Here is a 23436-nt window from a genome sequence, read left to right as displayed (position 1 = left end):
GCCAACCGCCCCCTTCCGGGTCCAGCGCCGGCGCGTCGCCACGCCCTTGCCTGCGCCCGAGACGTCGGGCGCCCCGGACGCCCGATCAGGTTCGGCATGACGGAGGAGGGGAGACGTCCCGACCAGGCAGGAGCCTCAGCCGCCCGCCTGCCAGGCCTTCACCGCCTCCAGCGGCCAGACCAGCATCAGGATGTTCAGCGCCAGCCCGTCGCGAATAAGGTAGGTTGTAAGGGCCTCGAAGAAGATGATGATCGCGATGCTTGCCCAGACCGGCAGACGCGCGGCGAGAAAGAAACCGACCAGCATCGCGACGATGTCGGCGGCGGAATTGAGGATGCTGTCGCCAAAGTAGTCGAGCGAGATAGTCGCCTCGCGGTATCGGTTGATGATGAGGTCGGTGTTCTCGAAGATCTCCCAGGCGCATTCGACGACCAGCGCGAACGCCAAGCGCGTGACGATGCTTGCCTTCGGCAGCAGCCAGGTGAACAGCGCGTAGAACAGGATGCCGTGGATGATGTGGCTCGGCGTGTACCAATCCGAGAGGTGCTGCGAGTTCTCCGAGGAGACGACTACGCCGTGCCAGATCTTTACGTAGCCGCATTTGCAGATCCAGATGCGTCCCATCAGGTGCAGGATTACAGCTGTAACCGCGATGGCGGCTGCGGCAACGCCGAGCGATTTCCACGGGGATCGTTTCAAGCGGATGACTTCCTTGGCAGGCGCGCCGCACTGGAGGGGACGCTTCGCGGCGAAGATGCCATACTGGCGCGGCGGAAAACAAGATCACGGGAGGAAGCATGAAACTCGCCACACTCAAGGACAGTACCCGAGACGGCAGGCTGGTCGTCGTGTCGAAGGATTTGACGCGCTGCTCGGAGGTGGGGCACATCGCCCGCACGCTGCAGGCGGCCCTCGACGACTGGCCCCATACCGGCCCGCGGCTCGCCCGCGTGGCCGAGGGGATCGAAACCGGCTCGCAGCCGACCATGCGCTTCCACGAGCACGAGGCCGCCTCGCCGCTGCCGCGCGCCTACCAGTGGGCCGACGGATCGGCCTACGTCAACCACGTCGAACTGGTGCGCAAGGCGCGCAACGCCGAGATGCCGGCAAGTTTCTGGACCGACCCCCTGATGTACCAGGGCGGCTCGGACAGCTTCCTTGGGCCGCGCGACCCGATTGTGATGGCGGACGAGGCCTATGGCATCGACATGGAGGGCGAGGTCGCCGTCGTCGTCGACGACGTTCCGATGGGGGCAAGCGACGAGGAGGCGCGGCGGGCAATCCGGCTGGTCATGCTCGTCAACGACGTCTCGCTGCGCGGGCTGATCCCGGCCGAACTCGCCAAAGGCTTCGGCTTCTTCCAGTCCAAGCCTTCCTCCGCCTTCTCCCCGGTTGCGGTGACGCCGGACGAACTGGGCGATAGCTGGGATGGCGGCAAGCTCCATCTGCCGTTGCTGGTGTCGTTGAACGGCAAGCCCTTCGGCAGGGCGGACGCGGGCGTGGACATGACCTTCGACTTCGGCCAGCTGGTGGCCCATGCGGCGAAGACGCGGCCGCTGGCGGCGGGCACGATCATCGGTTCGGGCACCGTCTCCAACAAGCTCGACGGCGGGCCCGGCAAGCCGGTCGCGCAAGGCGGCGCCGGCTATTCCTGCATCGCCGAGATCCGCACCATCGAGACGATCGAGACCGGCACCCCGAAGACTCCATTCATGCGCTTCGGCGACATCGTGCGCATCGAGATGAAGGACAAGTCCGGGCATTCGATCTTCGGCGCCATCGAGCAGACGGTGCGGCAATACGAGAAGGCTTGAGGATCCAGGCCGGCACCGCCCATCGCGGTGCCGGCGACAAACGCGACAGAGGCAGGACGATGACCAGGGCATTCGCATCCCAGGGCGACAGCACGGAAAAGAAGATATCGTTCACCGAAATCGGCCGGGATCTGTGGGCCTTCACCGCCGAGGGCGATCCGAACACCGGTGTCATCATTGGCGACGACGCCGTGATGGTTGTCGATGCGCAGGCGACTCCGCGGCTGGCCGGCAAGGTGGTGGAGCAGATCCGCACCGTCACCGACAAGCCGATCAGGTACGTGGTGCTGACGCATTACCACGCCGTGCGGGTGCTTGGCGCCTCCGCCTATGGCGCCGAGCAGGTCCTCATGTCGGACAAGGCCCGCGCCATGGTGGCGGAGCGCGGCAAGGAGGACTGGGAATCCGAGTTCCAGCGCTTTCCCCGTCTGTTCCAGGGCCACGAGAGCATCCCCGGGCTGACCTGGCCGACCATGACCTTCCAGGAGCGCATGAGCGTCTACCTCGGCAAGCGCCGCGTCGACCTGATCCATCTCGGCCGCGCCCACACCGCTGGCGACATCGTCGCCTACGTGCCGGACCAGAATGTGATGTTCACCGGCGACATCGTCGAGCATCGCTCCGCCTGCTATTGCGGCGACGGCCATTTCTCCGACTGGCCGCGGACCATCGAGGCGATCCGCAGCTTTGACGTCGATGCGATCGCCCCCGGCAGGGGCGATGCGCTGGTCGGCAAAAAACTGGTGAATGAGGCGCTCGGCAACACCGCCGATTTCGTCACCTCGACATTCCGTCCCGTGGCCCGCGTCGCGCAAGGCGGCGGCTCGTTGAAGGAGGCGTGGGACGTCTGCAGGGCGCAATGCGACCCCAAGTTCGCAAGCTACGCCATCTACGAGCACTGCCTGCCTTTCAACGTCGCTCGCGCCTATGACGAGGCGCTCGGCATCGACACACCGCGGATCTGGACCGCCGAGCGCGACCGCCAGATGTGGCATGCGCTGCAGGGATGATGGACCTGCCGGAGCATGAGCAGGTCTAAGCGCTGTTGGCGGCATCGGCGGGAGGAGCAGACATGGCGAAGATCTTCGAGACCCCGGTCTACCCTTTCGCTCGGTCAACCGACCAGGATGCGCCAGCGCCCGTGCGCCACCGGGTCATCGTGGTCGGGGCCGGACCGGTCGGGCTGGCCGTCGCGGTCGACCTTGCCGCGCAGGGTGTCCCCGTGCTCCTGCTCGACGACAACGATAAGCTGAGTGTTGGCTCGCGCGCCATTTGCTTTTCCAAGCGAACGCTGGAAATCCTCGACCGGCTCGGCTGCGGCGCCGAGCTCGTCGAGAAGGGCGTGCAGTGGAACCGCGGCAAGGTCTATTTTGACAAGCGTCAGGTATTCGAGTTCAACCTGCTTCCCGAGGGCGGTCACAAACAGCCAGCCTTCATCAACCTGCAGCAGTACTATCTCGAGCAGAGCCTGATCGAGCGCATACGCGCGCTGCGGGCCGAAGGCGCATCGATTGAGCTGCGCGGCAGGAACCAGGTGACGTCCGTCACGGACGAGGCGGACGGGGTCACAGTTACCGTGGACACGCCGGACGGCCCCTACACGCTGCTCGCCGACTGGCTGGTCGCCTGCGACGGCGCCGGCTCGCCGATCCGGCGGTATCTCGGCCTTGATTTCGTCGGTCGTGTCTTCGAGGACAATTTTCTGATCGCCGACATCGTCATGGCGGACGGCCCGGCCTTCCCGGTCGAACGCCGTTTCTGGTTCGATCCACCCTTCAACCGCGGGCAGTCGGCGCTCCTGCACAAGCAGCCAGACCATGTCTGGCGCGTGGACCTGCAACTCGGCAGGAACGTGGACAGGCACGCGGAGGCAAGGCCGGAGAACGTCATCCCACGGCTGAAGGCCTTTCTCGGAGAACAGACGCAATTCACACTCGACTGGGTGTCGATCTACACGTTCCAGTGCCGCCGGATGGAGCGGTTCCGCCATGGCCACGTCATCTTTGCCGGCGACAGCGCCCACCAGGTCTCCCCATTCGGTGCTCGAGGGGCCAACTCGGGCATACAGGATGCGGAAAATCTTGCCTGGAAGCTGAAGCTGGTGGTCGAGGGAAGGGCGCCGCCATCGCTGCTCGACAGCTACGATGCCGAACGCGTCCCGGCCGCAGACGAGAATATCCTCAACTCCACCCGATCCACCGACTTCATCACGCCAAAAACGGAGACAAGCCGCCTGTTCCGCGACGCCGTGCTCGACCTGTCGGAACTCTACGCCGCCACCCGGCCGATGGTGAACTCCGGCAGGCTCTCGCTTCCCTTCGTCTACGACGGCTCGCCGCTCAACGGACCCGATTGCCCCTCCCTGCCGGCAAGGACGCGTCCGGGTGCGCCCGCCGCCGACGCGCCGGTTGCGGGAGGCTGGCTGCTCGACAGACTCGGTGGGCGCTTCCAACTGCTGACGATCGACGCGAAGGCCCCGGACAGGATCGAGATCGACGACATCGTCGTCGAGCGGGTCGCGGTCGCCGCGGGCGGGGTGGCGGGTGCACTGCGCGAGCGCTGGCTCGGACCGGCCGCAAGCGCGGTCGTTCTGCTGCGCCCGGACCAGCACGTCGCCGCCCGCTGGGAGCGCTATGACGAGGGCGCAGTCCGCGCCGCAGTGCAAAGGGCCACAGGCCGAAGGGGATGACGAAGATGGCGAAGCTGACCACCGCGGCCAACATCGACCGGCCGGACGATTTCTATGCCGATCTGCTTGCTGCGCACGAAGGCCTGTCCAAGGCCGAAAGCGACGCCTTCAACGCGCGGCTGATCCTGCTGCTCGCCAATCATATCGGCGACCGCGAGATCTTGGCGCAAGCGCTGGCAAGTGCGGCCCGAAGGGAGAGGGATGCATGAGCGAGGCGATCCTTTTTGACTACTGGCGCTCGTCCGCGAGCTACCGCGTCCGCATCGCGCTGAACAGCCTCGAGGTCCCCTACCGCGCCGTTCCGGTCAACCTGCTGGAGGGCGCCCACAAGTCCTCCGTCCATCTTGCCCGCAATCCGCAGGGGCTCGTGCCCGTTCTCGAGATCGACGGGCTGGTGATGACCCAGTCTCTCGCCATCATCGAGTATCTGGCCGAAACACGCCCTGCATCGGGCTTTCTGCCCGACGAACCGGCCGGCCGCCAGCGGGTGCGCGCGCTCGCGGACGCCGTCGCAATGGACATCCATCCCGTCTGCAACATGGCCGTCGCCGCCCATGTCGTGGAACTGACCGGCGGCGGCGACGCGGTGCGTACCGGCTGGATGCGCAAGTTCATTGGCGAGGGACTGGCGGCGGTGGAGCGGATGCTGGACGATCCGCGCACCGGCCTCTTCAGCCACGGCGACGCGCCGACGATGGCGGACATCTGTCTCGTCCCGCAGGTCTACAATGCCGAGCGCTGGGGCGCCGACATTGCCGGCCTCCCCCGCGTTTGCCGCATCGCCGCGGCCTGCGCCGAACTGCCCGCGTTCAGGGCGGCGCATCCTGATCTGTCGAAGCCGGGACCGTAGCGCCACACACCGTCTGGCCGCTTGTATTGCGGCGTTGGCCTTCACAGCCCGAATAGACTGCCGGCCGCAGCCGTCTCTTGAATGTGGGGCAGAATGCACCGAGCCCGACGTTTGGGAATCTGCCGAATGTTCTGCGGGAACACTTTTCGTCCCATCGGCATTGTTACGACGCTTCGACCATGAAGCGATTGGTCGCGGCACCATATCGGACTGACGAGTGATGAGCGAAACCAACCTGGCCTACTCGAACCACATCGTTGACGACCGGCTGCTGCCGCGCAACACCCGGCGCTCCCTGCCGATCGCGCTGCTGCGTGCGCGCGAAGCGGTGATGAGCCACTTCCGGCCGATGCTCGCCAGGTACGAGGTCACCGAGCAGCAGTGGCGCGTAATCCGGGTCCTCGCGGAATCGGGGACGCTTGACGCGTCCGATGTCGCGGACAGAGCCTTTATCCTCGCGCCGAGCCTGACCCGCATGATCAAGTCACTGGAAGAGCGCGGCTTCATCACCCGGCAGAAGGACAAGGAGGACGGGCGGCGGGTGCTGTTGAAGCTCGCGCCAGCCGGCTATGCGATCCTTAACACCGTCACGCCGGACACCAGCGCGATTTATGAGCATCTCGAGACCCGCTACGGCCGGGACCGCGTCGAGCACCTGCTCGACCTCCTGAACGAGCTGGCGCTGTTGAAGGATGAGCATCACGATGCGGACGCGGAGGACGATGGCCGGTCCGACGGGGATACGCGCCCCCAGTGACAAGACATTTTCAAAGCGTCCCCGCAAGCGATCGAGCCTCAAGCGATCGAGCCTCCCGGGTCGGGAGGCTCGATAACCTTAGGTCAGATTTCCGATGCAGAGGTATTTCATCTCCAGGTAGTCATCCGCGCCGTGGGTGGAACCCTCGCGTCCCATCCCCGACTGCTTGATGCCGCCGAACGGGGCCGCCTCCGACGAAATCAGGCCGGTGTTGATGCCGACCATGCCGTATTCCAGCGCCTCTGCCACCTTCCAGACCTTCTTCAGGTCGCCGGCGAAGAAATAGGCGGCAAGGCCGAACTCGGTGTCGTTCGCCTGGGCGATCACGTCGTCCACCGTCTCGAAGCGAAAGAGCGGCGCCACCGGCCCGAAGGTTTCCTCGCGCGCCACCTTCATCGTGCGATCGACGCCCGTCAGGATCGTCGGCTGAAAGAACGTGCCTTCGCCGGCAAAACGCTGGCCGCCGACGACGACGCTGGCCCCCTTGGCGACGGCGTCGGCAATGTGGGCCTCCACCTTGGCGATCGCCGCCTCCTCGATCAGCGGGCCGATGGTGACGCCCTTGTCGAAACCGTTCCCGGTCGCCAGCGCCTTCACCTTGGCGGCGAGCTTCTCGGCAAAGGCGTCGTAGACGCTTGACTGGACATAGATGCGATTGGCGCAGACGCAGGTCTGGCCGGCGTTGCGGTACTTCGAGACGAGCGCCCCCTCGACGGCGGCGTCGATGTCGGCATCGTCGAAGACGATGAAGGGCGCATTGCCGCCGAGTTCCAGGCTCACCTTCTTGATCTGGTCGGAGCACTGTCGCATCAGGATGCGGCCGACCTCGGTGGAACCGGTGAAGGAGATCTTGCGCACCTTCGGATTGAAGCAGAGTTCCTTGCCGATCGCCGGGCCATCGGTGCCGACGATGACGTTGAAGACGCCGGCCGGAACGCCGGCCTTCTCCGCAAGAACGGCGAGCGCGATTGCCGACAGCGGCGTCTGCTCGGCCGGCTTGGCGACGACGGTGCAGCCGACGGCCAGTGCCGGTGCCACCTTGCGGGCGATCATGGCGCAGGGGAAGTTCCAGGGCGTGATCGTGCCGACGACACCGACCGGCTGCTTGACCACGAGCATGCGCTTGTCGGCGGAGGGCGCGGGGATGGTCTCGCCGTTGATGCGCTTGGCCTCTTCCGCATACCATTCGACGTAGGAGGCCGCGTAGAGGATCTCGCCCCTGGCGTCGGCCAGCGGCTTGCCCATCTCGGCCGTCAGGATCGCGGCCAGTTCATCGGCATTGGCGACCATCAGGTCGTGCAACCGCCGCAGGATCGCACTGCGCTCCTTGGCCGGGCGTGCGGCCCACGAGCCTTGCGCCGCATAGGCGGCATCGATCGCCGCGGCCGTCTCGGACGCGCCCATCTCAGGCAGCGTCGCCAGCGTCTCGCCGGTCGCCGGGTTGACGACGTCGAAGGTGGCGGTGGCGGTTGCCCCGACCCAGCTGCCGTTGACATAGCCGGAATCGCGCAGGAAGTCGGTCGACTTCAGGTGCTTGGTCAGTGCGTCGTAGAAGGCCATTTCTTCAGTTCCCTGGACGATGAAGAGGGGGCGTCCGGACGCTCAAGCCCGGACGTAGCCGCCACCTCGAAGGTATGGTTGGTGACGCCCCGTCGCTTCAGGCGGAGCGTGCCTCGACGATCGAAGCCTCGATGATGTCGAGCGCCTCGGCAAAGACGCTGTCCTGGACCGTCAGCGGGGCGAGGAAACGGATCACGTTGCCGTGCACGCCGCAGGTGAGCAGGATCAGACCCTTCTCCAGCGCCTTCAGCCGCACCTTGTTGGCGAACTCGGCGCTTGGAAGTTTCGTCGTCGCGTCATTGAACTCGACGGCGTTCATGAAGCCCGGACCGCGGACGTCGACAATTTCCGGCGCCTTCTCGCGCAGCGACTCCAGGCGCTGCTTGAGGCGGTTGCCGAGGCTGGTGGCGCGGTTGCACAGGTCCTCGTCCTGAATGACGTCGAGTACCGCATGGGCGGCGGCGACACCGAGCGGGTTGCCGGCATAGGTGCCGCCGAGTCCGCCGGGGCCCGGGGCGTCCATGATCTCGGCGCGCCCGGTCACCGCCGCGATCGGGAAGCCGCCGCCGAGGCCTTTGGCCATCGTCGTCAGGTCGGCGACAACGCCATGATGCTCCATGGCGAACAGCTTGCCGGTGCGGGCGAAGCCGGTCTGGACTTCGTCGGCGATGAGCAGGATGCCATGCTGGTCGCAGATCTCGCGGATCTGCCTCAGGAACGCGGTCGTGGCCGGATAGAAGCCGCCTTCACCCTGCACCGGCTCGATAATGATCGCGGCGACCCGGTTCGGGTCGACGTCGGCGGCGAACAGCTTCTTCAGCGCGCCGAGCGACTGCTCGGGCGAAGTGCCGTGCAGTTCGACAGGGAAGGGGACGTGGAAGACGTCGCCCGGCATCGCGCCGAAGCCGACCTTGTACGGCACCACCTTGCCGGTCAGCGCCATGCCCATGAAGGTGCGGCCGTGGAAGCCGCCGCCGAAGGCGACGACCGCCTGGCGGCCGGTGGCGGCACGGGCGATCTTGACCGCGTTCTCGACCGCCTCGGCACCGGTGGTGACGAAGATCGTCTTTTTGTCAAAGTCGCCGGGAACGAGCTGGTTCAAGCGCTCGGCAAGCGCGACGTAGTTCTCGTAGGGAACGACCTGGTGGCAGGTGTGGGTGAAGCGATCGAGCTGGGCCTTCACCGCCTCGATGACGCGGGGATGGCGGTGGCCGGTGTTCACGACGGCGATGCCGGCGGCAAAGTCGATGTAGCGATTGCCTTCCTTGTCCCAAATCTCGGCGTTTTCGGCGCGATCGGCATAGATCTGGGTCGTCATGCCAACCCCGCGGGAGATGGCGGCGTTCTTGCGGTCGGTGAGGGTCGTCGCGGTCATGGTGCGGGGTCCTAGCTCTGGGGTTCTCGTGTATCTTGCATTTTTTCTGCAAGATAATGTTGGATACACCTACATTTTTTCTGTAAGATTGCAACGGGAATTTTTCAGGCAGCGGCAACGCCCGGCAGGGCAGCCGCGCCGCTCTACCTGCAAGCTGCTATAAAAACAGAATAACATAAGAATCAGGGTTCATTGGCATGCACGAGCCGGAAACGGTCTACTACAGAGTGGCGGAGGCCGCGCGCCTCGCCGGCGTATCCGCCTCCACGCTGCGGTTGTGGGAAAGCCAGGGGCTGGTCGTCCCCGACCGGTCCGGCACCGGGCACCGCCAATACAGCGCCGAGGACGTCGCGCGCCTGAAGAAAATCGCCTGGTACCGAACCGAGCGCGGGCTGAATCCGGCCGCGATCCGCGAAGCGCTTGAAGCCGAAAACGCGGCCTCGACGACGGCCCTGGCCCTCCCTGCGGCCGACACCGAGGCGCCGCAGGGCGTGGGGCGCAAGTTCCGGGCGCTGCGGCACGCAGCCGGCAGGACGCTGGATCAGGTGGCCGGCGACATCGGTATCGCAACCTCCCTGCTTTCCACTTTCGAACGCACCTCGCAGGGGGTGACCTTCCGCGCCATGCACGACCTCGCCGACTACTACGGCACGACCGTGTCGAAACTGTCGGGCGAGGACGATGCCGAGCGGCGCTGCGTCGTGCGCGCAGGCGAGTGGAATTTCTGGCCGGAGACCTCGCCGGGTGTGGTCGTGCAGGTCTTGGCCGACGGTCGCAACATGATGGACTGCCACCGCTTCGTGCTGTCACCCGGCGCCTCCAGCGACGGTGCCTACCGTCACGAAGGCGAGGAGTTCATCCACATCCTGTCCGGCCGCTTCGAGATGGTGCTCGACGGCGACGAGTTCCACGAGCTCGGCCCGGGTGATTCCCTCTATTTCGACAGCCGTCGCCATCACTCCTGGCGCAACCGCCACGACGGCGAGACGGTATTGCTGTGGATCAACACCCCGCCGACGTTCTGACCAGCCTTCGGCGCCTCGCGAAAAGGCTGCGATTCCGTTGCAGCCGACCTGCCGGAAATGTTGGTACGGTCACGCCTTCAGGAAGGCGAGCCGCTCATCCGTCCGGCCGGGAGCGATCTCGAGGATTTCGGCGGTGACCACCCCCTCGGCGACGAAGGGATCGTCCTGCACACGCGCCTCGATGTCGGCGCGCGCGGAATTGTGCGCGAGGATGGCACCGCCGGCGGATGGCTGAAGGCTTCCGACCACGAGGAAGACGCCATCGTCGAACCCGCGTTTGATCCAGGCGTTGTGCCCATCCATGTATTGCGGCGCTTTCGCCTTGTCGGCAAATCGAAGGGTTATGACAAACATCGCGGTTCCATCAGACGGGTTGGCGGGGAGCGGGGCGGGCGTCGGACAACCCGGCAGGGCACTGGGCGTCAATCCAGGCGTCCATGTCGTCAACCTCGCGGCGAATGAAATCTTCCTGACCGAAGGCCGTGGCGAGGGCTGCCACACCCTGGCTGCGCATCAGGACGTGCAGGGCGAGCGCATCGGCGTCGGCCTCGCGACCAAGGGCGGCAAACTGGCTGGCGATCCAGTCGCGAAACAGGGTGAACAGCCGGGCGGCGTCGTCCCTGGCCGCATGCTCCAGCTTGGCAAGCTCGCCGCAGAGCGTGCCGACGGGGCAGCCATGGGCGATGATCTTCGCCCGGTTCATGATGAGAACACGAACGAAACTGCGGATCCGCTCGCGCGGCGAGGGGCTTCCGGCTTCCCATTCGTCCAGCATGGCCTGCGTCGTCGCCAAGCGCAGTTCGATGACGGCGCCGAGGATCTCGTCCTTCGTCTTGAAGTGGTAGTAGAAATTGCCGCGGGAGAGCCCGACCGCCGTGGCGATGTCGGCAAAGGAGGTTGCCTCGAAGCCACGCTCATAGAACAGCCTGTCGGCCGCTTCCAGAATCTGCCGTCGCGTCTGCATCGCCCCCATGTGCGACCCTTCTCGTGCCTTGCGGTCGGGACTTGCCCTGCACCGCTGCCGCTTGGCTGGTTCAGGACTTATTAGGTCAATTGTCCTAGTCCTGTCAACCCTTGCGAGAGACGACCTTGAACCTTGCACGCCTTACTGATGCTCCGCGATCGGCTCCGAACCGGGGAAGGGGTGGCAGACAACAGGACGCGTGGCGCCCGCGCGTTAACGGGGCGCCACGCCTTGCTCTCAGCCTATTCCTTCACGCTGGCGGTGACGGCCTGAATTACCTTGGTCGCCATGGTGAACTCCTTGTCGCGGCTCGTAATTCCATGGCGCTGTGCAATCCAGCCGAAGTCGGTGTAGGCGGCATAGACCGATCCGTCCTTTGCCTGATAGACGAGTACACGCACCGGCCAGTCGAGGCCGGCGTGCGGATTTGCGGTCAGGAACGTCGTTCCCAGCGCCGGATTGCCGAACAACACCAGCCGCGAGGGCTGGACCTCGTTCCCGGCAGCGTTGCCGAGTTGCGCCTGGTCGATGTCGCCGAACATCATGATGCCCTTGTCCTCGACGCTGTGCTTAATGCGGTCGACGGTCTCTTCGACCGAGTAGCGGCTCTTGACCGTGACGACCCCATCGCCGCCGCCCGCAGCCGCGATCGATGCCGAGGCAAAGACTATCGTGGCGATCAGGACGCCCGCCTTCGCTGCATTTCGGAACTTCTTCATCTGCATGCTCCTCTCTGTTGCTCCGGATGGATTGATTCAAGGATGTCGACAGAGAACGGCTCCTGCCAATGCCGTGCCCTGTCCAATTCGATAATCGCGCCTTATGGTTTGAGGGAATGGCGGCTGCGCAAAGGCGCCGCGAGCAGCATGGCAAGACCCAGCGCCGCGATGAGCGCGCCGACCGAGGCGCTCCAGCCGAACCGGTCGTAGACCTGCCCGACCAGCAGGCTGCCGACGAGCCCCCCGCTGTAGTAGGAGGCGAGATAGGTGCCGCTCGCCGCCGCCTTCTCGCTTTCGGCGATACGGCCGACCTGGCCGGTCGCAAGCGCCTGGGCGAGAAAGGTGCCCGCCGCAACGAGCGCCAGACCGCCGAGCACGACGGCAAGATTGGTGCTCAGCAGCGCGATCAGTCCGAGCACGGCGGCGAACAAGGAAATCATGATGCCGATACCGCCGCCGACACCGCGCGCAACCAGCCCCCCGAGCGGAGTCGTGAACAGGGACGGCAGAAAGACGAGATAGACCAGCCCGAGTTGCATCGGCGACAGGCCGAGCTCGACAAGCCGGAAGTTGACATAGGTGTAGGTGCCGATGAACACGAACAGGATCAGGAAGCCGATGGCGAACACGCACTGGAGCTGCCGGCTGCGGAGATTGCAGTGCCAGCGCCTGGCCGATCCCGGTCCGGACCTTGCCGGCATAAGGCGCTCGCCCCGCCTCAGCGTCACCAAGACCAGCGCAGCTCCCAAGAGGTTGAGCGCGGCGAAAGTCAGGAAGTTGGCCGAAAGCCCGCCCAGGTCGGCCACCGCCGCCGACAGCAGCCGTCCGAAGAGGTTGCTGGCGACATTGCCGGTCACATAGGCCGCAAGCGCGCCGGTGGCCCGTTCGAGGGGAAAGCGTTCCGCGAGATAGGCCATGGTGAGCGTGAAGGCGGTCGCCATGCAAAGCCCCTGCGCCACGCGAAGGGTCGCAAACAGCCAGATGTCCGGGGCGAATGCCAGCAGGCTCGTCGGGACGGCCAGCACGGCCAGGCTGATCCAGATGCCGTTACGCCGGTCGATGTTTCGCCCGAAGATTCCGACTGCCAGACCGGCCACCGCCATCCCCAACGTGCTGGCGTTGACGGCGAAGCCGATCGCCGCGCGGCTGACGCCGTACTCCTGCTGCAAGGCTGGCAGGATCGCCTGGGCGGCGAAGAGATCGACGAGCGTCAGGAATGCAATGAGTGCTATGATGCCGAAATGCCAGCGGTCCGCCGCCGGGCTCGCCAGAGCGGACCCGGCCTCCGGCAGCGCGGCGCGATCGAGGTTCACCATCGCCAGTTCTCCTGGAGGGGGACGCTTCTCGCCGATAGGCTCGAAACGTCCCGGATGAAAGTGGAAGCCGTCGCCGTCACATCACGTCGGCGGGTTCGTCCATCGGCGGCAGGATATCGGCCGAGTAGAGCACGGCCGGCTTGTCGCCATTGTTCTTCCACCAATGGGCGAGTGTGCCGAACTCGGCCACGACTTCACCCTCCCGGTGCTCGATCGGCACCTTGCAGCTGCTGCGGTACTCGGTGACCGAACCCTCGAGCACGAGGATGTTGGCGGGGCGCACCTCATGCGAATGCCACGGCACAACGCCGCCCGGCTGGATCACCAGCTTGCGCAGTCGCAGGGCGTTTCCGTTCCAGTCGCCGCCCTTCGGCGACAGATCGATGGAGGCGAGGACCTCGTCCGTCACGCCTTCCGGAGCCGTCGCGCCAGGCGCCGTCGCGTCCGCCGCGACCTGATCCGGGGGGCACTCTCCGGCGAGAGCGGGGGAGGCGGCGAGTGGGGCGACGGCCAGAAGGCTCAGCGCTGCTGCAATGGTCAACGGCAGGCGGCCGGCAATGAGCGTGCAAGTCATGTCCGATATCTCCTCTGAAGTGCCGGAGCTGTTCCGGCGGACCTCGGGAGATTGCGGGACAATCGGCCGCTGCTGAAATGCCGGCTGCTATTGGATTCCATAGCTGGAAGCTATTGCCCACAAGGCGCGCCTCGGCTGGCGGCGCCGGGCATCGGCGCGGTGGTTCAGTCCGCCCGCCGCATATCAATGCCGGAATGCGGCGCGGCCCAGCCGTAGGATTTTACCGCGCCGACGAATGTCGCCATTGCGGGCGAGAACCGCCGGCCGGCCACCGTCACCAGGCAAACCTCGCGCGCCACCTCGGGTTCTGTCACCGGACGAACCTGAAGGCCCGGCATGACGGCGCTGTATTCGGGCAAGAAGCAGATGCCGAGGCCGCCGGCCACCATGTTCTGGATCCAGTCCTCGCGCTCGCTCGAATAGGAATCCCTGGTCCGCACGCCGCAGGCAACGCATACATCGGTAAGATGGTCGTTGTATTCGCAGTTGACCCGCTTGAGATAGACCTCACCGTCGATTGCGGCGACGGGAATGGCCTCGTACTGGCTGAAGCGGTGCCCGGCCGGAAAGGCCAGCATGTACCGCTCCCGATAGAGCGGAGTGACATCGAAGCGCTCGGGGAAGCGGTCGCTGCTGGCCATGATGGCCACGTCGATGTCGCCGTTCTCCAAGAGCGCCGACAGGGCGGACGGCACGCCTTCGGTGAGCTGGAGCTGGATGCCCTGGTGCCGCATGTTGAAATCGGTCAGCAGGCCGGCGAAGCGGCGGGGCCCGATCGTGCACATGATGCCGACCTTGACATGGGCGTCCTCCAGGCAAAGGAATCGCGTCGCCTCGCGTCGCACGCCGGTCAACTCGTCGAGGATGGACTGAAACCGGGGTCTGAGCAGGTTGCCGAGATCGGTCAGGTGCGTCAGGTTCCGCTCCCGCCGGAAGAGAAGCCCGCCGACCTCGTCCTCGAGCTGCTGGATCGCGCGGCTCAACGCCGGCTGCGTCACATTGCAGTTCTCGGCCGCACGCGTGAAGTTCCGCGTCTCGCAAACCGCCAGAAAATAACGCACGTGGTGAATGTCCATAGCCGCCCCCGCAGGCTGGTCACCGCTCGCTTGTTAAACTGAAAAAGTGGGTCCGAATTGTGGACAGGACCCCTCAATATCCAACATCGACCGGCGACCTTCCCTGTCCGACCGACACGTCCGTGGCCGGCGCGACGGCATGCCGCCACCGCCGATGCAATTCACCTATCGAATTCATAGCACAGTGGCATTTCAGTTGAAATGAATGCCGCGCCATTCTCTCGCTGTCAGGCCCGTCGGCCCCAGCGTTAGGAGGTGTCACATGCTTAAGGGAATGGACAAGGAACTCGACGTGATGTTCGGTCGCCGGATGCTTGCAGGCCGCAGCGCCATCGTCACCGGCTCGACCAGCGGCATCGGTCTCGGCATTGCACAGGCACTTGCGGGAGCCGGCGCCGCGGTCATGCTCAACGGCTTCGGCGACCCGGTCGAGATCGAGCGGCAGCGCGCGGCGATGGCGGACGAATTCGACGTCGACGTGGCCTTCGACAGCGCCGACATGTCCAGCCCGAGCGCCATCCGCACCATGGTCGAGCGCGCGAGCGCGCGCTTCGGCCAGATCGACATCGTCGTCAACAACGCCGGCATCCAGCATGTCGCCCCCGTTGCCGAGTTTCCCGCCGACAGGTGGGACGCCGTGCTCGCAATCAACCTCTCCGCCGCCTTCCATCTCATCCAGGCGACCTATGAGCAGATGCGCGCCCGCGGCTTCGGTCGGATTGTCAACGTTGCCTCGGCCCACGGGCTGATCGCCTCGCCGTTCAAGTCCGCCTATGTCGCCGCCAAGCACGGGCTTGTCGGCCTGACCAAGGTGGTGGCCCTGGAGGGCGCCGAGTTCGGCATCACGGCAAATGCGATCTGCCCGGGCTACGTCTGGACCCCTCTTGTCGAGCAGCAGATCGACAACCAGGCAAAATCGCACGGCATTGCCCGCGATGCGGTGATCCGCGACGTGTTCCTCAAGAACCAGCCGACCAAACGCTTCGCCACGGTCGAGGAGATGGGAGCGCTGAGCGTCTTTCTGTGCAGCAACGCGGCGGCGTCGATAACCGGAACGGCCATCCCTGTCGATGGCGGATGGACCGCTCACTAACACGGCAACGAAGGAGGAGGCGCCCGATGTACAAGCACCCTGACATGGACCTGCCGCTCGAAGACCAGAAGCGGGTAACCGAAGCCGGGAAACGCCCGCCGCGAACGATAAATCTGGCGCTTCAGGGCGGCGGCGCGCACGGTGCCTTCACCTGGGGGGTGCTCGACCGGTTGCTCGACGAGCCGAACCTGTCGTTCGAGGGCATCGTTGCCACCAGCGCCGGGGCGATGAACGCGGCCGTCATGGCCTATGGCCTCGCCGAAGGCGGGCGCGGCGGCGCGCAGACGGCGCTTGCCAACTTCTGGCGCCGCGTCAGCCACGCGGCCGCGTTCAGCCCGTTGCAGCCGAGTCTGCTGGACAAGATGACGGGATCGAAGTCGCTGGAGTATTCGCCGTCCTTCGTTCTGTTCGACATGATCACGCGACTGCTGTCGCCCTACCAGTTCAATCCGCTGAACTACAATCCGCTGCGCCACGTGCTCGAACAGTCGATCGACCTTGATGCCCTGCGGATGGCGCGCTGTCCGGTCAAGCTCAACATCTGCGCGACCAATGTGCGCTCCGGCAAGGTCAAGGTGTTTGCGAACGACGAGATCTCGATCGACGCGGTGATGGCCTCGGCCTGCCTGCCGTTCCTCTTCCAGGCCGTCGAGATCGACGGCGAGGCCTATTGGGACGGGGGCTACATGGGCAATCCCGCCATCTTTCCACTGATCTACGGCTGCGACACGCCGGATGTGCTGGTGGTGCACATCAATCCGCTCGAACGCGCCGAACTGCCCCGCACGGCGTCAGAAATATTAAACAGAATCAATGAAATAAGCTTCAACTCCTCGCTCCTGCGCGAGATGCGGGCGATCGCCTTCGTCACCGAGCTGATTGACTCGGAGGCCAGCAAGGGTCTCGGCCTCAAGCGCGTCTTCGTGCATGGCATCTTCGACGACGAGACGATGAGAAGCCTCAGCGTTTCGAGCAAGCTCAATGCCGACTGGAGTGCTCTGGTCGAGTTGCGCGACCGCGGCCGCCAGTGCGCGGAGGACTGGCTCGCAGCCAACTACGACACCATAGGAAAGCGCTCGAGCATCGATATCCGGGAACGCTATCTCTAGTTTGCGCCATTCCAACCCTCGCGGCGTCGCAAGCGCGGCTGTGGTCTTTCCAGCCCCCGAACGGCCCGACTGCCCCCCGAAAGGGGGGCTTTTTTCGTCGCGGCCGGAGCCGGACGGCGAATAGTCCGGGCCTATCGAAACCATGCCCCAACAGCATTTCAAACCGCACCCCCGCTCTGCCAAGCTTCTCGGTATCAGGTCGATGTCCGACCTGAACAACCGGGTTCAGGAGATGTTCACAATGATCAGCACTCGCACGCTCATCGGTTCCGCACTGGCGGCCATCGCCTCCGTTTCGGCGTCCCCGGCGTCCGCCGGACCGGCGGCCCAGCCCGATTTCTCGTTCGAGAAATGTTACGGCGTCGTCAAGGCCGGGCAGAACGACTGCCAGACCGCAACCCATTCCTGCGCGGGCACCTCGACGATGGACGACCAGGCCGACGCCTGGATCTACGTGCCGGCCGGCACCTGCGGAAAGATCGCCGGGGGCAGCAACACCCCCAAGGCCTAAGCACCTCCAGCTTCATACGACAGGAAGGAGCACACCGATGCCCAAGACGTTCCCAACCCTCCCGGTGCCATGCGCTGCGGGCATCGGCCTCCGCTCGAGACACATTGCCGAGATGATAGCCCGCACGCCGGCTGCCGGCTGGCTCGAGGTCCATGCCGAGAACTACATGAACCAGTCGGCCGCCGCCGATGCGCTGGAACAGCTGCGGGAGATCTATCCGCTTTCGGTGCACGGGGTCGGACTGTCGCTCGGAAGCGCCTCCGGCCTCGACCAGGCCCACCTGGAGCGGCTGCGCCTCGTCTGCGAACGCTTCCAGCCGGCGATCGTGTCGGAACACCTGGCGTGGAGCGCCGCCGACGGCGCCTACCTCAACGACCTGCTCCCGCTGCGCTACGACGACGAGGCGATCGCCATCGTCTCCCGCAATGTCTCACAGGTGCAGGACGCGCTGAACAGACAGGTACTGATCGAAAACCTGTCCGCCTATCTCGCATTTGCGGACTCCACCATGAGCGAGGCCGAGTTTCTGACCGAGCTCGTGAACCGAACCGGATGCGGCCTGCTGCTCGACGTCAACAACGTCTACGTTTCCGCAAGAAACCTCGATTTCGACGCCGTGGCCTTCATCGACGCCTTGCCCGCCGCGGCTATCGGCGAAATCCACCTTGCCGGGCATGCCGTCAACGAGGCGGACGGCGACATCATCCTAATCGACGACCATGGATCGCGCGTGCCGCCCGCGGTCTGGTCGCTCTATGCCCATGCCGTCCGCACGATCGGCCCGCGACCGACGCTGATCGAATGGGACACGGACGTCCCGCCGCTGCAAGTGCTGCTGGGCGAGGCGATGTGGGCCGACATGCTGGCCAGTCGCGTCGTTTTCGAAGAACGCGCGGCGCCGCCGGCCGTCCCGATGCCGTCCCGCTGCTTCGAGGCGATGCTGCAGCCTCGGCACGCTGAGGGCGCGGGCATCCATTTCCCGACGCTTGCGGCGGTGGCAGCCCTGCGCGCAGCGTGCCGCGGCTGCAGCCCGGACCAGGAGCGGAGGACCGGCCATGTCCTCCATTGACACCATGCAGCGCCTTGTCGCGCGCGCGGTCCTGACGACCGAGCCCGTCGATGTCCTGCCGCTGCTGGCGCGGGGTCGGTTCGATCCCGCACGGCAACTCGCCATCTACCGGAACAACACCCGCGCCTCGCTGACCGCGACGCTGAAAGCGGTGTTCCCGGTGACGGTCCGGCTCCTCGGCGAAGGCTGCTTCGACTATGTCGCCGCAAGCTTCATCGGCAACCATCCGCCGCACGAGCCGCGACTGTCCCGCTACGGCGCAGACCTTGCATCCTTCCTGGCCCGCTTTCCGGCTACGGCCGCAATGCCCTTCGTGTCCGAGACGGCGCGTCTGGAGTGGAGCATTGCCGAGGCGCTGCATGCGCCGCTGCGACGGTCCTGCTCCCTCTTCGAACTCTATGACGGGCTTGCAGGCGGGTCGTTCGCGCTTCTCCTGCAACCATCGCTGCGGGTTGTTCTGTGCCGCTGGCCGGCGCTGCGGATATGGAAGGCCCACCAGCAAAACGGCGATCCGGACAGCCTCGCCGGTATCCGCCGCACGCCGGAGCGCATCGCATTGTGGCGGCATGGCGAGACCGTTCGCTTCCAGTGCCTCGATGCCGCCGAGTTCTCGCTCTGGCTCATGCTGATGCGGGGCAGGCGGATAGAGGATGCGATGGCGCGCGCCTGCCGCCACGCCCCGGAGTTCGATCTCGCCCGGGCGCTGACCAGGCTTTTCGTCGGCGGCCTCGTGGCCGGCATCCACCCCGTTAGTGCAAGCATCAATCAAGAGGAGGAAATGTCATGAGCACAACGCAAATCGCACCGATGAGTGCCTCCAGGACCGTTGTCCGGCTTCACCAGACGATCGTGCACTGGGCGTCGGCCTTGCCACTGTCGATCGTACAGTTCTCGGCGCGGATCGCGCTCGCCCAGGTCTTCTGGCAATCTGCCCAGACCAAGCTCGCCTCCTGGCCGGTGACGGTTCAGCTTTTCGCCCTCGAGTATCGCGTGCCGCTGCTCGAACCGGGGCTTGCGGCCGCGCTGGCCACCGCTGCGGAACTGAGTGGCGCCGTGCTGTTGGCGTTCGGGCTGTTCGCACGTCTGGCATCGCTCATGCTTCTGGGCGTGGTCGCCACGATCCAGATCTTCGTCTATCCGGGCCATTGGGCCGAACACCTAATGTGGGCCAGCCTCCTGCTGCTGGTCCTGTCACGTGGCGCTGGCCTTCTCTCCGTCGATCATCTGGTCGCCCGCCGCGTTCGGGCCGGAGGCTGAGCGATGTGGAGGGAGCGCATCGAAGAACCAGCCGCGGTCTGCACCGTGGCCGGTCAGGATCGGAAGCAGGAACGACCGCGCATCGTCATCCTCGGCGCCGGTTTCGGCGGCCTGAACGCGGCGATGGCGTTGCGCCGTGCCCCGGTCGAGGTGACGGTGATCGACCGCCGGAACTACCATCTGTTCCAGCCGCTCCTCTACCAGGTCGCGACGGCGGGGCTGTCTCCGGCACAGATTGCGATGCCGATCCGGCGCATCCTGTCCCGGCAGAGGAACGCCACCGTACTGATGGACAAGGTCGAGGCCGTCGACGTGGCGCAGAAGTGTGTCCTGACCGGCAACCGGCGCATCGCCTACGACTATCTGATCATCGCGACCGGGGCGCGCCACACCTACTTCGGCAATGACGGATGGGCAGAGCACGCCCCGGGCCTGAAGACCATCGGCGATGCAACCGCGATCCGCTCCCGCGTCCTTTCCGCCTTCGAGCGGGCCGAGGTGACCGACGACCCGCAACTGCGCGAACGGCTGCTGACCTTCGTCGTCGTCGGCGGCGGGCCGACCGGCGTCGAACTCGCCGGCGCCATCCTGGAACTGGCCCGCAAGGCCATCGTCCACGATTTCCGGCACATCGATGCCGCGTCCGCCCGTGTCGTGCTGGTCGAGGCAGGCGAGCGGATCTTGCCGACCATGCCGCCGGCCCTGTCGGATAAGGCCCAGACCCAGCTAAAGGAACTCGGCGCCGAGGTTCAACTCGGCAATGCCGTGGCCGAGTGCAGCGACAGTGGTGTTCGGCTCGCCGACGGCACGGAGATCGCCTCCGCCTGCGTCCTCTGGGCAGCCGGCGTCATGGCGTCCCGTGCCGCCAGGTGGATCGGCGCCGAGGCCGACCGTGCCGGCCGGGTCAAGGTGGACGACCGCCTCAATCCCCCCGGTCGCCACGACATTTTCGTGATCGGCGATACCGCCGCGGTGGTCGATGCGGCCGGGCGTTCCGTCCCCGGCGTGGCGCCGGCGGCCAAACAGATGGGACGCTACGCCGGCGCCGCCATTCTCGAGCACCTCGCCGGCCGGCGGCCGGCACCCTTTAGATATCGCGACTTCGGCAACCTCGCCACCATCGGCCGCAAGGCAGCGGTTGCCGACTTCGGCCGCACGCGGCTCTCCGGCTACCCGGCATGGCTCGTCTGGAATTTCGCTCACCTCTGGTTCCTGGTCGGCTTCCGCAACCGGCTCGTCGTCTTTCTCGACTGGGCCTTCGCCTATATCCGGTACGATCGCAGCGCCCGCCTGATCACCGGTAAAGACGACGGCTAGCGCCATGTACCGCCCGAAGCTCGCCCAGGTCGTCGTCGTTCTGCTGCTGCTCGCGGTCCTGTCGACCGCAGTACTGGTCCACCTGACCTGGCAGCGCACCGCAAGCAGGAGCATCGAGGAAATTGTCGCAAGCCTCGACATGCAGACGGCAGGTTCCGTGCGGAACGAACTGTCCTCCACGCTCGCGCTGGTCTCGAGCACCGCGGAGATCGTCCGGTCCATCTTCTTTCAGGGAGCAATCAGGACCGAGGACGAGGTGAAGCGGGAGTTCCTCTTCCTCTCGCTATTGCGCGAGCAACCGGCGATCGCCTGGATCGGTTTCGGGTTTCCCGACGGGCGCTTCTTCGGCTCGCACGCAGCGCCGGACGGCCGGATCGAGATGGTCGAAATTGGCCCGGGCGCGCCGGACAAGCCTCGCGCCCTTCGTCGAGACCTCTACCGGCCGATTCCCGGCGACATCTTCTTCCAACAGCGGGTCAAGGCCGAGAGCGTTTATGTCACGCTCGGCGCGCCTTGGTATCGCCGCGGAAAGGACAGCGAAGGGTCGGTCTGGACGGTTGCCAACGTGTTGCCGAACGGCTTCGAGCCGTCGATCGTGCTGTCGAAGCGCGTCGAGACGGTCGGCCGGTTCGCAGGCGTGGTGATGGTGGCGGTCAGCCTCGGTCGCCTGTCTCAGACCCTGCAGGCGCTCGACCTTCCCGAGGCGAGCCAGGCGTTCGTACTCGACCGGCAGGGCCTCGTTCTGGCTTCGTCGCGCCCTTCGGACGGCGTCATGGCCGTGCACTTTTCCGACTTTCCCGCCTCCGATGCCATTGCCGCGGCCACCGCGGAGGCAGTGGCGTCGCACGGTGACGATCCGCTCCGCACGGTCGTGCGAAGCGCCACCGAGGGGCCGGTCTTCGTGTCGTCGTCGCCCCTTCCGTTCGAAGGCTGGAGACTGGTCATGGCCACGCCCCGATCGACCTTCGCCCGCGGCATCGACGAGAACATCAGCCGCATCGCCATTATCGTGCTCGTCATCGCAGTCCTGGCCGGCGGCACGGCTGTCATCGTCGCCAATCTGCTCTTTGCCCGACCGGTCGCAAGGCTGGCGGCCCAGTTGCGCGCCGTCGAGCGCTTTTCGCTTGCGGGCATCCGTCATCACCCGACCTTCCTGTCCGAGCTCAACGACTTCTCCCAGGCCCTGAAGCGCATGTCGGTCGGGCTGTCGGCGTTCGCGCGCTACATGCCGCTCGATGTTGTGCGACCGCTGGTCGAGGGCAGCATCGAGGCGAAACCCGGCGGCGTGCTGGGCGAGATTACGGTAATGTTTGCCGATCTGCCGGGCTTCACCGAATTGACTGAGCGGCTCGGGCCCGGCGTCGAGCCCCATCTGACCCGATTTCTGACGATCGCGGTCGCGGCCGTCCATGCCGAGGGCGGGACCGTCGACAAGTTCATCGGCGACGCCATCATGGCGATCTGGAACGCCCCCGGACGGCAGGAGGATCACGCCGCGCGCGCCTGCCGCGCGGCCGTTGCCATCCGTTCGGCCATGCATGAAGGGCCGCCGGGCGCTTCCAGGAACGGCGCGGTTCGCGTGCGGATCGGCATCAACAGCGGCATGGCCCTGATTGGCAACATCGGTTCGGCCGAGCGCCTGAGCTACACCGCGATTGGCGACACGGTGAACGTCGCCAGCCGGCTCGTGGATGTGGCGAAGCAGCGCGGTGTGGAGATAACGCTGAGCGAGGCGACCCTGCAGAGGCTCGGCGCGGGCTTTTGCACGAGGTCCCTCGGCCGGGCCGAGGTCCGTGGAAAGGCGGAGCCCGTCGGGGTGCACACCATCGACGGACCGCAGGACACTTCTCAAGGAGGGTGCAATGGAAATGGCGACAGCTACGGTGGCCATGCTCGCCTGCATGCAGCTCAAGCATTTTCTCGCTGACTATGTACTGCAGCCCGCCTGGATTTTGCGCGGCAAGGGCGACTTGCGCATGGTCGGCGGCTATGTCCACGCCGCAGCCCATGCCCTCGGCAGCGCTCCCGCGCTGATGATCGCCGGCGCCGGGCCTGCGCGGATCGTCATCCTGGTGCTCGCCGAATTCGTCGCCCACTACCTCATCGACTTTGTGAAGGCGCTGGCTTCCCGTCGCAGTTGCTCCGATTCCAGCAGGCGTAGCTTTTGGGTCATGCATGGCGCCGACCAATTGATGCACCAGCTCACCTATGTGGCACTGATCCTGGCCGTGCTGGCATGAACGCAGGATAGCGGGCTGAGGACACATTCTGTCGTGCGGCAAGGCGCAGCGATCACGACGTGAGACCACCGGGCCGGCGCCAGCGTGCGCTTCGGCCATCACGGCAAGGATCCAAGGAAGC

Annotated in this window: 25 protein-coding genes; 16 read left to right on the top strand and 9 right to left on the bottom strand. The window is 65.7% G+C overall.

From position 1 onward, the window contains the following. Nucleotides 1-135: 135 nt before the first annotated feature. Entirely contained in the window at nucleotides 136-705 is a 570-nt protein-coding gene (locus tag ACXAGF_RS21855) for a DUF2585 domain-containing protein (RefSeq protein ID WP_475019746.1), read from the bottom strand. A gap of 92 nt (nucleotides 706-797) precedes the next feature. Here ACXAGF_RS21855 and ACXAGF_RS21850 point away from each other — a divergent pair, with 92 nt between their 5' ends. The 6 genes from ACXAGF_RS21850 (at nucleotide 798) to hpaR (ending at nucleotide 6110) form a co-directional block, all read left to right on the top strand. Continuing rightward, entirely contained in the window at nucleotides 798-1814 is a 1017-nt protein-coding gene (locus ACXAGF_RS21850; RefSeq protein ID WP_475019647.1) for a fumarylacetoacetate hydrolase family protein, read from the top strand. A 59-nt stretch (nucleotides 1815-1873) separates the two neighbouring features. Further along, a complete protein-coding gene (locus ACXAGF_RS21845) occupies nucleotides 1874-2824 on the top strand; it encodes an MBL fold metallo-hydrolase (RefSeq protein ID WP_475019646.1) in 951 nt (316 codons plus the stop codon). 62 nt (nucleotides 2825-2886) lie between these two features. After that, on the top strand, nucleotides 2887-4503 hold the full coding sequence (locus ACXAGF_RS21840) for an FAD-dependent oxidoreductase (protein ID WP_475019645.1): 1617 nt from the start codon (nucleotides 2887-2889) through the stop codon (nucleotides 4501-4503). Nucleotides 4504-4508: 5 nt separating this feature from the next. After that, nucleotides 4509-4712 (top strand): DUF2783 domain-containing protein, encoded by a 204-nt coding sequence (locus ACXAGF_RS21835; RefSeq protein ID WP_475019644.1) that lies wholly within the window; start codon nucleotides 4509-4511, stop codon nucleotides 4710-4712. After that, nucleotides 4709-5353, top strand: a complete 645-nt coding sequence (maiA, locus tag ACXAGF_RS21830; RefSeq protein WP_475019643.1) for a maleylacetoacetate isomerase — start codon at nucleotides 4709-4711, stop codon at nucleotides 5351-5353. Before ACXAGF_RS21835 ends, maiA begins: the two co-directional genes overlap by 4 nt. A gap of 220 nt (nucleotides 5354-5573) precedes the next feature. Further along, nucleotides 5574-6110, top strand: coding sequence for a homoprotocatechuate degradation operon regulator HpaR (gene hpaR / locus ACXAGF_RS21825; RefSeq protein WP_475019642.1), 537 nt, complete (start codon nucleotides 5574-5576; stop codon nucleotides 6108-6110). Nucleotides 6111-6188: 78 nt separating this feature from the next. Here the strand turns inward: hpaR and ACXAGF_RS21820 are convergent, their stop codons facing one another. Next, on the bottom strand, nucleotides 6189-7670 hold the full coding sequence (locus ACXAGF_RS21820) for an NAD-dependent succinate-semialdehyde dehydrogenase (protein WP_475019641.1): 1482 nt from the start codon (nucleotides 7668-7670) through the stop codon (nucleotides 6189-6191). A gap of 97 nt (nucleotides 7671-7767) precedes the next feature. Next, on the bottom strand, nucleotides 7768-9045 hold the full coding sequence (locus ACXAGF_RS21815) for a 4-aminobutyrate--2-oxoglutarate transaminase (RefSeq protein WP_475019640.1): 1278 nt from the start codon (nucleotides 9043-9045) through the stop codon (nucleotides 7768-7770). A 197-nt stretch (nucleotides 9046-9242) separates the two neighbouring features. On the opposite strand from ACXAGF_RS21815, the gene ACXAGF_RS21810 reads away from it, so the two are divergent. Further along, complete coding sequence (locus ACXAGF_RS21810) at nucleotides 9243-10070, top strand: MerR family transcriptional regulator (protein ID WP_475019639.1); 828 nt, start codon at nucleotides 9243-9245, stop codon at nucleotides 10068-10070. Between the two features lie 69 nt (nucleotides 10071-10139). Here ACXAGF_RS21810 and ACXAGF_RS21805 read toward each other — a convergent pair whose 3' ends face one another. The 6 genes from ACXAGF_RS21805 to ACXAGF_RS21780 form a co-directional block, all read right to left on the bottom strand. Further along, a complete protein-coding gene (locus ACXAGF_RS21805) occupies nucleotides 10140-10424 on the bottom strand; it encodes a YciI family protein (RefSeq protein WP_475019638.1) in 285 nt (94 codons plus the stop codon). A gap of 10 nt (nucleotides 10425-10434) precedes the next feature. After that, nucleotides 10435-11043, bottom strand: coding sequence for a TetR/AcrR family transcriptional regulator (locus tag ACXAGF_RS21800; protein ID WP_475019637.1), 609 nt, complete (start codon nucleotides 11041-11043; stop codon nucleotides 10435-10437). 233 nt (nucleotides 11044-11276) lie between these two features. Beyond that, complete coding sequence (locus ACXAGF_RS21795; protein ID WP_475019636.1) at nucleotides 11277-11753, bottom strand: DUF302 domain-containing protein; 477 nt, start codon at nucleotides 11751-11753, stop codon at nucleotides 11277-11279. A 101-nt stretch (nucleotides 11754-11854) separates the two neighbouring features. Further along, nucleotides 11855-13069 carry an MFS transporter gene (locus ACXAGF_RS21790; protein WP_475019635.1) on the bottom strand — a complete coding sequence of 405 codons (1215 nt, stop codon included), beginning with the start codon at nucleotides 13067-13069 and terminating at the stop codon, nucleotides 11855-11857. Nucleotides 13070-13145: 76 nt separating this feature from the next. Then, nucleotides 13146-13643, bottom strand: coding sequence for a cupin domain-containing protein (locus ACXAGF_RS21785; RefSeq protein ID WP_475019634.1), 498 nt, complete (start codon nucleotides 13641-13643; stop codon nucleotides 13146-13148). A 164-nt stretch (nucleotides 13644-13807) separates the two neighbouring features. After that, on the bottom strand, nucleotides 13808-14719 hold the full coding sequence (locus ACXAGF_RS21780; protein ID WP_475019633.1) for a LysR family transcriptional regulator: 912 nt from the start codon (nucleotides 14717-14719) through the stop codon (nucleotides 13808-13810). Nucleotides 14720-14981: 262 nt separating this feature from the next. Between ACXAGF_RS21780 and ACXAGF_RS21775 the strand changes: the two genes are divergently transcribed. The 9 genes from ACXAGF_RS21775 to ACXAGF_RS21735 all read left to right on the top strand — a co-directional run bounded on the left by ACXAGF_RS21775 (nucleotide 14982) and on the right by ACXAGF_RS21735 (nucleotide 23315). After that, nucleotides 14982-15812, top strand: coding sequence for a 3-hydroxybutyrate dehydrogenase (locus ACXAGF_RS21775; RefSeq protein ID WP_475019632.1), 831 nt, complete (start codon nucleotides 14982-14984; stop codon nucleotides 15810-15812). A 44-nt stretch (nucleotides 15813-15856) separates the two neighbouring features. Continuing rightward, entirely contained in the window at nucleotides 15857-16921 is a 1065-nt protein-coding gene (locus ACXAGF_RS21770; protein ID WP_475019745.1) for a patatin-like phospholipase family protein, read from the top strand. Between the two features lie 241 nt (nucleotides 16922-17162). Further along, nucleotides 17163-17432: a BufA1 family periplasmic bufferin-type metallophore gene (locus ACXAGF_RS21765; protein ID WP_475019631.1), complete on the top strand. Its 270-nt coding sequence runs from the start codon at nucleotides 17163-17165 to the stop codon at nucleotides 17430-17432. Nucleotides 17433-17469: 37 nt separating this feature from the next. Continuing rightward, a complete protein-coding gene (bufB, locus tag ACXAGF_RS21760) occupies nucleotides 17470-18501 on the top strand; it encodes an MNIO family bufferin maturase (protein ID WP_475019630.1) in 1032 nt (343 codons plus the stop codon). Next, the gene (locus ACXAGF_RS21755) at nucleotides 18488-19288 is read left to right on the top strand and encodes an HvfC/BufC family peptide modification chaperone (protein ID WP_475019629.1); all 801 of its coding nucleotides are present in this window, start codon (nucleotides 18488-18490) and stop codon (nucleotides 19286-19288) included. The genes bufB and ACXAGF_RS21755 overlap by 14 nt, the downstream gene beginning before the upstream one ends. Then, complete coding sequence (locus ACXAGF_RS21750) at nucleotides 19285-19758, top strand: DoxX family protein (protein ID WP_475019628.1); 474 nt, start codon at nucleotides 19285-19287, stop codon at nucleotides 19756-19758. Before ACXAGF_RS21755 ends, ACXAGF_RS21750 begins: the two co-directional genes overlap by 4 nt. A gap of 3 nt (nucleotides 19759-19761) precedes the next feature. Beyond that, on the top strand, nucleotides 19762-21075 hold the full coding sequence (locus tag ACXAGF_RS21745; protein WP_475019627.1) for an NAD(P)/FAD-dependent oxidoreductase: 1314 nt from the start codon (nucleotides 19762-19764) through the stop codon (nucleotides 21073-21075). A 4-nt stretch (nucleotides 21076-21079) separates the two neighbouring features. After that, the gene (locus ACXAGF_RS21740) at nucleotides 21080-23002 is read left to right on the top strand and encodes an adenylate/guanylate cyclase domain-containing protein (protein WP_475019626.1); all 1923 of its coding nucleotides are present in this window, start codon (nucleotides 21080-21082) and stop codon (nucleotides 23000-23002) included. Continuing rightward, nucleotides 22938-23315 carry a DUF3307 domain-containing protein gene (locus tag ACXAGF_RS21735; RefSeq protein ID WP_475019625.1) on the top strand — a complete coding sequence of 126 codons (378 nt, stop codon included), beginning with the start codon at nucleotides 22938-22940 and terminating at the stop codon, nucleotides 23313-23315. Before ACXAGF_RS21740 ends, ACXAGF_RS21735 begins: the two co-directional genes overlap by 65 nt. Nucleotides 23316-23436: the final 121 nt, after the last annotated feature.

Source organism: Mycoplana sp. ABR4_002, from assembly GCF_056159645.1.
The sequence above is the reverse complement of the archived record's forward strand: the minus strand, read 5'-3'. Positions and strand labels throughout refer to the sequence as shown.

Excerpts from the sequence above, each read along its gene's own strand:
- ACXAGF_RS21850 (WP_475019647.1), top strand. The coding sequence starts at position 798 with ATGAAACTCGCCACACTCAAGGACAGTACCCGAGACGGCAGGCTGGTC.
- ACXAGF_RS21845 (WP_475019646.1), top strand. The coding sequence starts at position 1,874 with ATGACCAGGGCATTCGCATCCCAGGGCGACAGCACGGAAAAGAAGATA.
- ACXAGF_RS21840 (WP_475019645.1), top strand. The coding sequence starts at position 2,887 with ATGGCGAAGATCTTCGAGACCCCGGTCTACCCTTTCGCTCGGTCAACC.
- ACXAGF_RS21835 (WP_475019644.1), top strand. The coding sequence starts at position 4,509 with ATGGCGAAGCTGACCACCGCGGCCAACATCGACCGGCCGGACGATTTC.
- maiA (WP_475019643.1), top strand. The coding sequence starts at position 4,709 with ATGAGCGAGGCGATCCTTTTTGACTACTGGCGCTCGTCCGCGAGCTAC.
- hpaR (WP_475019642.1), top strand. The coding sequence starts at position 5,574 with ATGAGCGAAACCAACCTGGCCTACTCGAACCACATCGTTGACGACCGG.
- ACXAGF_RS21820 (WP_475019641.1), bottom strand. The coding sequence starts at position 7,670 with ATGGCCTTCTACGACGCACTGACCAAGCACCTGAAGTCGACCGACTTC.
- ACXAGF_RS21815 (WP_475019640.1), bottom strand. The coding sequence starts at position 9,045 with ATGACCGCGACGACCCTCACCGACCGCAAGAACGCCGCCATCTCCCGC.
- ACXAGF_RS21810 (WP_475019639.1), top strand. The coding sequence starts at position 9,243 with ATGCACGAGCCGGAAACGGTCTACTACAGAGTGGCGGAGGCCGCGCGC.
- ACXAGF_RS21805 (WP_475019638.1), bottom strand. The coding sequence starts at position 10,424 with ATGTTTGTCATAACCCTTCGATTTGCCGACAAGGCGAAAGCGCCGCAA.
- ACXAGF_RS21800 (WP_475019637.1), bottom strand. The coding sequence starts at position 11,043 with ATGGGGGCGATGCAGACGCGACGGCAGATTCTGGAAGCGGCCGACAGG.
- ACXAGF_RS21795 (WP_475019636.1), bottom strand. The coding sequence starts at position 11,753 with ATGAAGAAGTTCCGAAATGCAGCGAAGGCGGGCGTCCTGATCGCCACG.
- ACXAGF_RS21790 (WP_475019635.1), bottom strand. The coding sequence starts at position 13,069 with ATGGTGAACCTCGATCGCGCCGCGCTGCCGGAGGCCGGGTCCGCTCTG.
- ACXAGF_RS21785 (WP_475019634.1), bottom strand. The coding sequence starts at position 13,643 with ATGACTTGCACGCTCATTGCCGGCCGCCTGCCGTTGACCATTGCAGCA.
- ACXAGF_RS21780 (WP_475019633.1), bottom strand. The coding sequence starts at position 14,719 with ATGGACATTCACCACGTGCGTTATTTTCTGGCGGTTTGCGAGACGCGG.
- ACXAGF_RS21775 (WP_475019632.1), top strand. The coding sequence starts at position 14,982 with ATGCTTAAGGGAATGGACAAGGAACTCGACGTGATGTTCGGTCGCCGG.
- ACXAGF_RS21770 (WP_475019745.1), top strand. The coding sequence starts at position 15,857 with ATGGACCTGCCGCTCGAAGACCAGAAGCGGGTAACCGAAGCCGGGAAA.
- ACXAGF_RS21765 (WP_475019631.1), top strand. The coding sequence starts at position 17,163 with ATGATCAGCACTCGCACGCTCATCGGTTCCGCACTGGCGGCCATCGCC.
- bufB (WP_475019630.1), top strand. The coding sequence starts at position 17,470 with ATGCCCAAGACGTTCCCAACCCTCCCGGTGCCATGCGCTGCGGGCATC.
- ACXAGF_RS21755 (WP_475019629.1), top strand. The coding sequence starts at position 18,488 with ATGTCCTCCATTGACACCATGCAGCGCCTTGTCGCGCGCGCGGTCCTG.
- ACXAGF_RS21750 (WP_475019628.1), top strand. The coding sequence starts at position 19,285 with ATGAGCACAACGCAAATCGCACCGATGAGTGCCTCCAGGACCGTTGTC.
- ACXAGF_RS21745 (WP_475019627.1), top strand. The coding sequence starts at position 19,762 with ATGTGGAGGGAGCGCATCGAAGAACCAGCCGCGGTCTGCACCGTGGCC.
- ACXAGF_RS21740 (WP_475019626.1), top strand. The coding sequence starts at position 21,080 with ATGTACCGCCCGAAGCTCGCCCAGGTCGTCGTCGTTCTGCTGCTGCTC.
- ACXAGF_RS21735 (WP_475019625.1), top strand. The coding sequence starts at position 22,938 with ATGGAAATGGCGACAGCTACGGTGGCCATGCTCGCCTGCATGCAGCTC.